Origin of the sequence: Microcystis sp. M165S2 (genome assembly GCF_020245885.1) — a bacterium.
Classification (GTDB): Bacteria; Cyanobacteriota; Cyanobacteriia; order Cyanobacteriales; family Microcystaceae; genus Microcystis.
Map to the genome: position 1 here is coordinate 1 of NZ_JADBTZ010000235.1, position 10,220 is coordinate 10,220.

Annotated in this window: 6 protein-coding genes and 1 pseudogene; 3 read left to right on the forward strand and 4 right to left on the reverse strand. The window is 43.6% G+C overall.

The features are described from left to right. Window positions 1-319: 319 nt before the first annotated feature. From IM479_RS12000 to pdxA, 3 genes are all read right to left on the reverse strand, one after another. A complete protein-coding gene (locus IM479_RS12000; RefSeq protein WP_287685512.1) occupies window positions 320-2,980 on the reverse strand; it encodes a helicase-related protein in 2,661 nt (886 codons plus the stop codon). Window positions 2,981-3,045: 65 nt separating this feature from the next. Continuing rightward, on the reverse strand, window positions 3,046-4,410 hold the full coding sequence (locus tag IM479_RS12005) for an NAD-dependent succinate-semialdehyde dehydrogenase (RefSeq protein ID WP_287685513.1): 1,365 nt from the start codon (window positions 4,408-4,410) through the stop codon (window positions 3,046-3,048). Window positions 4,411-4,625: 215 nt separating this feature from the next. Beyond that, on the reverse strand, window positions 4,626-5,642 hold the full coding sequence (gene pdxA / locus IM479_RS12010; RefSeq protein ID WP_287685515.1) for a 4-hydroxythreonine-4-phosphate dehydrogenase PdxA: 1,017 nt from the start codon (window positions 5,640-5,642) through the stop codon (window positions 4,626-4,628). A gap of 191 nt (window positions 5,643-5,833) precedes the next feature. Between pdxA and corA the strand changes: the two genes are divergently transcribed. Further along, on the forward strand, window positions 5,834-6,991 hold the full coding sequence (gene corA, locus IM479_RS12015) for a magnesium/cobalt transporter CorA (RefSeq protein ID WP_287685517.1): 1,158 nt from the start codon (window positions 5,834-5,836) through the stop codon (window positions 6,989-6,991). 244 nt (window positions 6,992-7,235) lie between these two features. Here corA and IM479_RS12020 read toward each other — a convergent pair whose 3' ends face one another. Continuing rightward, complete coding sequence (locus IM479_RS12020) at window positions 7,236-8,894, reverse strand: CHAT domain-containing protein (protein ID WP_287685519.1); 1,659 nt, start codon at window positions 8,892-8,894, stop codon at window positions 7,236-7,238. 145 nt (window positions 8,895-9,039) lie between these two features. Between IM479_RS12020 and IM479_RS12025 the strand changes: the two genes are divergently transcribed. Beyond that, entirely contained in the window at window positions 9,040-9,639 is a 600-nt protein-coding gene (locus tag IM479_RS12025) for an IS607 family transposase (RefSeq protein WP_287685521.1), read from the forward strand. A 333-nt stretch (window positions 9,640-9,972) separates the two neighbouring features. Then, window positions 9,973-10,220: pseudogene (locus tag IM479_RS12030) on the forward strand (RNA-guided endonuclease InsQ/TnpB family protein); the annotation flags it as partial.

The following is a 10,220-nucleotide window of genomic DNA, read 5'->3' on the forward strand; positions in this document are numbered from 1 at the left end:
GTATTGATACCTTGCTTTCATTGGGTTAAAATGTGTCTGTCTGTACTCTATTTTAACTAGATCTATCAATAATGTCAAGTCGGTTGCGCTCATGAAAGACACTCTATAATCAGTGATCAGTAAACAGTAATCAGTAAACATTAAAAAGACAGGACGAAACTTCTATTTAATACTGCACACTTAAAAACTCACATCTGATAACTGATGACTTACCCACTGATAACTGATAACTGATAACTGATAACTGATAGGTGCAACCCTGGAAGTTCTTAAGTGCTATATTAAAGATCAAGAAAAGCCGTCGTAAAACGACGGGGTTTTAACCCAAATTTTCGATAACCTCAGATTTTTCATGATACAGATCTAATAAAGTCTGGTTATCCATCTCCTCCTCAAAAAATATCTCATCGGTCCCCACCACTTCCGCATTCTCTCGCAGTCTTTGAGATAGTCTCGTCCGTAGTTTAATAATTCTCTCCACTCCCTCCGCAGGTAAAAAGGAATAACAGAGAACCTGACTTGCTTTTTGACCGATTCTATCTACCCTTCCGGCCCGTTGAATGAGACGAATAATTGCCCAGGGCAAGTCATAATTAACGATAATGGCACAATCCTGTAAATTTAACCCTTCACTGAGGATATCCGTCGCGACTAGGACTCGTATTTCTTCCTCCACTTGCTGAGAATTGCTGCGGGGACTAAAACGATGGACAATTTCCGCAGGATTAGGAGAGTTTCCCGTCACTCCCGCAATCTTATCCACTCCCCGATTTCGCAACTGAGTAACTAAATAAGTCACCGTGTCTGCAAATTGACTAAAAATTAACACCTTCTCTTGGGGATGATTTTCCTGTAACAGCTGCCATAACTTCTCTAGTTTTTCGTCGGTCTTTGGCTGCCAAGTCCCACAGGTCTGCAATAATGCTATTAAAGCCAAGGCATCGGATTGTAAGTCTTTTTTCAATGCGGGTTTAAAGACCTCGGTTTTAATCCACTGAAAGCGCTTGCGATAATCACTGACATACTTTTGATACACTTGTTCGGCTCTTTTTTGATACTCTTTTTCTAACCCGGTTATCCCCCCAGTGTCCTCGGTTTCTATACTGTCTTCTTCTCCATGAGTGACTAAATCCTCATCCAGATAACGAGTGTCTAACAAAGCTAGATCCTGACTCCCGATGGGAAGGGGTAAATTATTGGCCATGGCATGAAGGAAAATATAGTTACGGAAAATATGACGGTCAAGGGATTGTAGGAAAGCATACCCCCCACTCTCCAAACGTTTAAATAGATTCGTCCGACAAAATCCCATTAATCTTTTACCCGCGCGGGAGAGACTTTTTAAGATAGTTTCCTCCTCTCCTGTCCCTTTACATCCTTTAATTAGATAATTTCCCAATCCGTAACGGGGTAACTTCAATCCGTTGAGAGTTATCACCACTGCTTCCGAATATAAACGCGCATAAACCGAGTCTTGTAGGTCAAACGTTATCGTCTTTAGTTGTCGTTGGGGAAGATATACCCTCGACCCATCGGCAAATTTTAGATACTTGCGACCCTGTTCGTCTTCTGTAGCATAATTATTTTTGATAAAACCGCGAGTCCGTCTAATCATATAGAGACGCATTAAGTCTCTCCAGTCGTCGGGAGAGTCACTTTTTTCAAAGGCAGCTAGGGACCTAACCGGAGATTGGTGTCTGCGATTAAATTCGATTTCTCCTCCCAGAGATTCCAGTAGTCTTTCGGGACGAATTCCGAGATTAGTATCCTCTTGAATGAATAAACGCAGTTGATTGGACAGGTCAAGATAGTTTTTATTGTAGGGAGTCGCAGTCAAGAGAATACAGCGACTTTCATTGGTGTTGATATAGTCCTGTATCACCCGATAACGTTTACCCTCTCGATTGCGAAGGTTATGACTTTCATCGATAATTACCACTCGATAGCGCCGCAGATTAGGCAATTCCTGCATCACCTGACTTAAGGGGATAATTTTCGCTCTTAATTTATATTTATGGCTGTAATCCTCCCACATAGTTAGGAGGTTTTTCGGACAAATAATTAAGATTTCTAAATCGTAGTCTTCTTGCAAAATATATGCTAGAATGGAAGCGATGCGCGTTTTTCCTAACCCCACCACGTCGCCAATTAAGACCCCACCGCGTCTTTGCACATAACGAGCGGCAATTTTAATGGCCGATTTCTGAAAATCTAGTAAGTCTTGGTCAAACTGTCGGGGAATTTTGTATTCTGCTAAACCTGCCCTGGCTTCAAAGGAAAGATGGTAAGCTATTTTTAAATAGATATGATAGGGAGAAATCAGACTTTCCCGCGCCCAACTTTGGTTAATCACCTCGACAATATCCGCAGAAATATCTAAAGACCAAGTATCTGACCAACAATCATTAAACCACTTTTGTAATTTGGCACAAGCATCGTGGTCAAGGACATCAATATTTAATTCTCCCTGCTGTTGTAATCCCGCAAAAGTTAGATTACTGCTACCTAAAAATCCCACCGTTGGATTATTGACATCATCTCGATGAATAAGGTATAATTTAGCATGGAGATTATAGCGCAAAAATAGGCGAATTACTAGCTTACCCGCTTGGATTTGTTGACCCAAACGTTGCAAAGCTGCCTGATCGCGATTGCTAGGATTCCCCCAAGTTAATTGCTGGCAAAAATCCTGAACAATTTGTTTTTTTAAACGAGCGGAAGTTGCCTTATCTATACCATTTGATCTAGGCAATAAAGACAGGGATTGCTGTAGTAATTCCTGGGGTGCTTTCTGCATACCAATCAGGAGACGACAACAGGACAAATCACCACCGAGAAAGTGATCAATATAGGTGTCTATGGACTGCCAACCGCGCAAATTAAAATAACCCACGCAAAAATCAGCGCGTTGGGCTGCTAATAAACTTTCCTGTAAAATTGGCAATAAATGGGACTCAATATTATCAAAAATGCGCGGCATATTTTTAATTGGTTATGGTGGTGGGTTACGCGTTGCTAACCCACCCTACTGATAACTGAATTTATTTACTTAATCCAAACAGTTTTAACATTAACAAATTCGCGAATACCTTCGACACTTAATTCCCGTCCAAAACCGGAACGTTTAATACCCCCAAAGGGTAAGCGAGGATCGGATTTAACCATACCGTTAATAAACACACAACCGGCCTCAATTTCGGTAATTAAACGCTCAATTTCTTCGGGGTTATTCGTCCAAGCGCTAGAACCTAAACCAAAGGGACTATCATTAGCTAAAGCGATCGCTTCCTCGATATTTTTGACTCGAAATAGTAAAGCCACCGGTCCAAAAAATTCCTCTTTTTCCCCCGGAGAACCCACAGGAATATCGGTTAAAATCGTTGGTAGATAAAAGTTACCTTTTCCCTCTAAACGTTGACCTCCCACAAGGACTTTACCACCCATAGCGACAGTTTTTTCCACTTGAGCGGCAATTTCCGAGACGATCGATACCGTGGCCAAAGGACCGATATCAACAGTTTCATCGAGGGGATCACCCACTCTCAAAGCTTGGAATTTAGCCACTAATAACTGTTCAAATTGAGCGGCGACAGTTTCCATAACAATAAACCGTTTAGCGGCGATACAAGTCTGACCATTATTTAACAATCGCGCCGTCACTGCCGTAGCCGCTGCCGCCTCGATATCGGCAGTATCTAAAACGATAAAAGGATCACTACCTCCCAACTCCAAAACCACCTTTTTGATCTGTTTTCCTGCGGCGGCTGCTAAACTCATCCCCGCCGGTTCACTACCGGTTAAAGTGGCGGCTTTTACCCGTTCATCGTTAATTAAATCACTAACGCGATCGGCCCCGATCAAAAGAGTTTGAAAAGCGCCTTCGGGAAAACCGGCTTCTAATAAAATTCTTTCCACCGCTAAAGCTGATTGGGGGACATTAGAAGCGTGTTTGAGTAGGCCGACATTTCCCGCCATTAAAGCGGGGGCAGCAAAGCGAAATACTTGCCATAAAGGGAAATTCCAGGGCATAACCGCTAAAATTACCCCTAACGGTTGATAACGGACAAAACTGCGACTAGCATCGGTGGCAATCAGCACATCTTCCAGATAACCAGCGGCATGATCGGCATAAAAACGACAAACCAAGGCACATTTGAGGACTTCTGCGATCGCTGATTTGATTGGTTTCCCCATCTCTAAAGTCATGGTTTTAGCCAATGTCACCTGATCCCGTTCCAAAATATCTGCCGCTTGCCGTAACCACTGTCCCCGTTCACTGATGGTGGTGCGGCGATACTGCTGAAAAGTCGCGTCAGCTAGGGCCAATTTCGCCGCCAATTCCTCCGAGGTTAGAGGGTTAAAAGTCTTGAGAATTTCTCCGGTGGCAGGGTTGACTGAAGCGATACCCATATCCCAATTGTCTCCTATCGAGGGCTATATCTCTAGTTTAGTTCTCCGGTTGTCCCGCTGCTCACACCAATTTGGTAATCGGGATTAGGAGTCAGTCTCGATGAAAAAATTTTCACCCCCACAGATGAAAGAGGTTTCCTTCCCTACACCCCAACCCCCACACCCCCAACCCCCACACCCCCACACCCCACACCCCAACCCCCAACCCCCAACCCCTAACACCGATCAATACGGCGCTGCTGACATAATTCGATCGCTAATTGGATTGCCGCTTGCATACTCTGGGCCCTAGCGATACCAAGACCGGCGATATCAAAAGCCGTCCCGTGGTCTGGAGAGGTGCGAACAAAAGGTAAACCGATGGTAGTATTAACAGCACAGTCAAAAGCCATTAATTTCACGGGAATTAAGCCCTGATCGTGGTATAATGCCAGATATGCGTCGGCGGGTTGCCCTGCACCGCTAAACCAAGCGCGCCCCGGTTCCACCCAAAGCGTATCGGGGGGGACAAGGCCGATTAATTGGGTTTGCGGGTATTGCTGCCCCATTGACTCCAGCCAAGGCTGTAACCAGTCCTTTTCTTCCCTTCCCAGTTTTCCCGCTTCGCCACTGTGGGGATTAAGGCCGGATATGGCGATTTTTGGGTGATCGATGCCGAAATCTAGCTTTAAAGACTCGATCAATAGGTCTAGTTTTCGGGTCATCAGATCGGGGTTCAGAGCATCGGGAACTTCTCGCAGGGGGATGTGGGTAGTGGCGAGGAGAGTCCGTAAGTCGTAGCCGGTGTGAGGGGATTTAGCGACGAATAGCATCCCATAACGGTTAATTCCCGCCATGGTAGCCAAAACCTCCGTTTGACCGGGGAAATCATAACCGGCCAACTGCCAAGAGGATTTAGCGATCGGACCGGTGACAATACCGTCAAATTCGCCCTTGAGGGTGCGTTTTATGGCTTCTTGCAGGTAAAGAAAGCTAATTTCACCACTATGGGCATCCCCACGCCCGAAAACGATTTTTGACCGGTTGTAGGGCAAATCGATCAGAGAAAAGCGATCGAGAAGATGGGGATCGTGATAGGCTTTTTCGAGAAGCGTTCTTGTGCCGATTAGAGTAATCTGACAACTGGACGAGATTGAGGAATCGGCGATCGCTTTTAACACCACTTCAGGGCCGATTCCGGCGGGATCACCGACGGGGATAACTAGACGGGGAATAAAATAGGCGGATTCCATAAATTTTGGCCGTCAATATTGCTAATTCTCCCGATTAATCTCATCGTTGATAATTATCAGGAGGGAATAAATCAGTAAACAATTTTCAGTTTACTGTAATCTCATGGCGATAGATAGTAACTTTAGGCAAATTAAATTTTTCAACTTTTCTGTTTTCTTATTGCCCAAATTAGCCAGATTGTTGTAAGCTTATGACCCAACTACAACCCGATATATTCGTCAACAATCGTCCCGATACCGATGGAGACGAGGAAGAAGACTACTTCGATTATTTTTATGATGAACCGGGGAGTGAACCGGGGACATTAATTATTGAACCAGATGCCAAACCCTCGCGGATTATTTTAATCGACTACGATGAAGATAACGCCATTCGCAAGATGGATATTACTCCCAATGCTTGCGCCCCCTATATTGGCACAAATACCGTGTCTTGGATGGATATTCAAGGGTTAGGTAGTGAGACGGTTTTAAAACAGGTGGGAGCAATTTTTAATCTGCATCCTTTGTTATTAGAAGATGTAGTCAATGTACCCCAGCGACCCAAGTTAGAAGATTATAACAATCAATTGTTAGTGATTTCTCACATGGTGCGACTGAAAGAAGATGAAAGCGGTTTTGATACGGAACAGGTGAGTTTTGTCTTGGGAAAACGCTATCTTTTAAGTTTTCAAGAGGAGGAATTACAGGACTGTTTTGAGATAGTCAGAGATCGAATTCGCACTTCCCAGGGACGAGTACGGAAATCGGGGGCGGATTATTTAACCTATTTATTATTAGATACGATTATCGATGGTTATTTTCCCGTGGTAGAACACTACGAAGATCGGATTGAAGCGTTGGAAGATGCGATTATTAGTAATCCCGATCGAGATACAATGCAGGAAATCTATGATGTCCGTCGGGAATTATTGGCACTGCGTCGCTTAATTTGGCCGATGCGAAATGTCCTAAATTTACTGATGCGTGACCATCATGGTATAGTCAGCGATGAAGTACAAATTTATTTTCGGGATTCCTACGACCACGTCATTCAAATTCTGGAAATTATCGAAGCTTATCGAGAATTAGCGGCGAGTTTGATGGATGTTTATATGTCCACTATGGGCAATAAATTAAACGAAATTATGAAGTTTTTAACCGTAATTTCGACGATTTTTATTCCCTTAACTTTTATCGTTGGTGTCTATGGCATGAACTTCGAGAATATGCCAGAATTAAAAGGAGAATGGAGTTATTTCATGGTCTGGTTAGTCATGTTAGGCGTAGCGGGAGGCTTGATTTTCTACTTCTGGCGCAAGGGTTGGTTTAAACCAATTTATACGCTTAAAGAGGAAGCAAAAAGTTAGTTAACGAAGGCAGGAGACAGGAGCCGGTCGTCAGGAGACAGGAGACAGGTTTTGGGGTTTTGGGGTTTTAGGGTTTTAGTTCAATTTCCCCACTTCCCCACCTTCCCACTTCATAATTCATAATTCATAATTCATAATTCCCACTCCCCCATCACCCCATCACCCCATCACCCCACACCCCACACCCCACACCCCAACCCCCAACCCCCAACCCCCACCGAAAAACTTTTTCAGCCAACCCTAATTATTCGACCACAAATGCGAGGATTTGGCCTTGGTAACTGCCGAAGCTAATCTGTAAACCGGACTCTAGGGGAACTTCTTGGTTATGTACCTGTTTCCAGTGGCCATCTTGGTAGATAAAAGTACCAAAACGGGAGAAATCTTCGAGAAAGTATTGATAGTCTGGATGATCGTGTTTTTTACGGCAAATTATCCGACAATGGTTTTTACTAACCCATTTTTCAGTAATCTGTAGATCATTTTCCATGTCCCGTCCTATATTCATGCCACCACCACGGATTGACCATTTTCTTTCGGGACGATCGAGATAGTATAAGAAAGCGGCGGGCATGGTTCTGGAGATATTGGGCATAACCGTCGGTGATTGAGTCTCATCAAGGGTTTGCAGCAATTGCCCGTCGAATTCCGGGTGCATATAGAGAATCGGCAAAGTCCAAGCGGGTTGATTGTACTTGTAGAGGGTTAATAACTGCTGCCTGGCGATACGAACGGCCTGATCAATAGGGACTCTCGGACCGGGAAACAACTTGGACATCTGCGCTTCTTTGTCTTTGAACCCGAAGAGGGTGCGGGTAAAAACTTCGATAAAACTCAAGGCCTCTCGATCAGCGATCGCATCTCGCATAGCCAAAACTGCGGGAACGCCATGGTGAATCAAGACTTCCGCCAGACTGCTGCGGGGGATCATCTCCTGACCTGATTTAGCGGGATAAGCACCCCAGCAAGCATTAAAAACGGTTAAAATAACCTGATTTCTCACCAAAGCTTGGGCTAACTCCGTCCCATTTAGCTGTTCCCCCGTCCGCAGAAATAGGGAACCGCCATTGGGGGCGGCCATTCCGTGACCGGCGTAGAAAAAAGCTTGATATTTACCCGTATCCAAGGCCCTGGTCAGTTCTTCGGCCTCCGGTCGAATTAAGGTATCGACTTTGACTTTCACTCCCAAATTCTCAGGGAGGGAACTACTGCCCCCAGGGGAGATGGCCCGGATGAGATTGGCGGCCTCGGATTCCAGTGCCTGGTCGGAATTAGTTTCTCCACCCGTATTAATGGCGGTGAGGTTGAGGGAACTAGCGGCGGTTTTAATCTGTTTTTCGCCGATAACTAAGAGAATATTGAGACTATTACTTGGTTTTATCGGTGGCAGTGGGTCCACATCGCTGGTGGTGCGGCTAAAGAGTATATTCGGATGCAGAGATATGGCCTGTTTACCTGCTTGCTGCATAATTTCCCAGGGCAGCAGAATTAAATGGGGATTGCGACATTCCAAGCGAATTCGCAGGGGCTGATTTTTGCCGAGGGCGATTCCCTGACTTTGGGCGAAACTTTGACTAATTGATGCTTGAAATAACCATTGCCAGAGACTAATACCTAGTTTCTGCATTAATTGACCGCCATAACTGCCGCCTTCTCCCGAAAGAGTCAGTTTGGGTCGAGAATTTGCTTCTAATTGCTCTAACATCGGCAAGGTCGGCATTTTTTGCAGACAGAACATTTCCTGCCATGCCATCCATTCCGTGGTTAGACTCTCGGTCCATTCACAGTCATGATGCACATATCCCCCCGGTAGGGGTGCTTTCGTCACCCAACGGGCGAAATGATTACTCGTGGCTAAACTAGAGATCGCTAAATTTAGACTAGGGATGGCATCATCGGTCATTGTGGTTATTTAGAAGTCTATAGAATCTTATTCTAGAGGATTTCTGAAAGGCGAGAAAGAGTATTGTAAAGTTTTGTAGAAAATATATGCAAATAATAGCAAACAACTGCTACTGTGGTTAGTGCAAGTTTACCTTACAGTTCAAATGAAACTATCAGATTATGCCAAGAAAAAGGGGATCAGTTATGACACTGCTTGGAGGATGTGGAATCGAGGGCAGTTACAAGGAGAACGTCTTCCCACAGGAACAATTATTATCTTTGAAGATGACCGTTCAGTGCGTGAAAATAAAGTTGCTATTTATGCAAGAGTTTCTAGTTCAGAAAATAAATCTAACTTGGAGACTCAGGCGAAAAGATTAGAGGCTTATTGTACGGCGAAAGGCTATCAAATTGTCAGAGTAGTTAAAGAAGTGGGAAGTGGGGTTAATGACCACAGAAAGCTATTATTAAAACTTCTAGAACAAAATGATTATAACTTAATTGTCGTAGAACATAAAGACCGATTGAGTAGAGTAGGGTTCAATTATTTAAAAGTTCTTTTAGCCCAAACAAACCGAGACATAGAAGTAGTCAATTTAGCCGAGGAAAGAAAAGATGATTTGATGCAAGATTTTGTCAGCATAATCACTTCATTTTGCGCGCGACTGTATTCAATAAGACGAAGAAAAAGAAAAACGGAATGTTTAATTAAGTGCTTGGAGGAAGAGCCTGAAGTTAGTTCAAAGACATCTAATCAAATTTAATAAAAATGAATTTTTAGCATTTGATAAGTTGGCATTTTTATCAAAGAATCTTTATAATTGTGCTGTCTATTTAGGGTTGGCTGAATAAATCTAAAAACCTTGTTGGATAAGGCTTTTAGACTTTTTTGACCTCAAAAAGTGCCGACCATTGGAGTGATTGAGGGGAAAATTCCGGGACTTTTTCCCTGAAAATTAGGTAATTGACCAGGTGAAAATGGGTAAAACCCCACACCCCACACCCCACACCCCACACCCTACCACCACCGAAAAACTTTTTGCCGCAAACCCTATTTAAACCGTCAAGCTTTCTTTTCACATCAGCCATTTCTAACCATGACTGAGTTACACCATGCTTTGAAAACAAGCGCAGATTATCAAGCGTTACCAGCTAAAGTAAGCCAGTTAGTATTAAAGCAAGTAGAAAAAACTTTTAAATCCTATCAAAAAGCACAAGAACAATTCAAAAAATCGCCGAATAAATTTACAGGAGAGCCGAAATTACCACGCTATAAAGATAAGAAAAAAGGTAGAAACGTTTTAACTTATAACTATCAAGCCATCTCTAAAAAAGCCTTGAAGCA